Origin of the sequence: Novosphingobium sp. B-7 (genome assembly GCF_000410615.1) — a bacterium.
Lineage (GTDB): Bacteria > Pseudomonadota > Alphaproteobacteria > Sphingomonadales > Sphingomonadaceae > Novosphingobium > Novosphingobium capsulatum.
The window spans coordinates 5,644-5,864 of sequence record NZ_KE148383.1 but is presented as its reverse complement, the minus strand read 5'-3'; the positions used below and the strand labels follow the sequence as shown (position 1 = coordinate 5,864).

1 pseudogene is annotated in these 221 nt (G+C 73.3%); it reads left to right on the top strand.

What is annotated here, in order from left to right:
• Positions 1 to 221 (top strand): annotated as a pseudogene (locus tag H926_RS33440) (sensor histidine kinase); the annotation flags it as partial.

The window sequence follows — 221 nt, the reverse complement described above, 5'->3', positions numbered from 1 at the left end:
AGCGTTTCGACCTAGCCGGGCTGGCCGTGGCCGTCGTGGCCGATCGCACGCCCGATGTGCTGGCGGGCGGGCGCAGCATCGCCCTGCTCGGGGCGGAAGAGGTGGTGATGACCCACGGCAACCCCGGCCTGGTGGCCATGGCCATTGCCAACCTGCTCGACAACGCGCGGCTGCACACCCCGCCGGGCACGGCGATCGAGGTCAGCGTTGCCCGCCCGGCG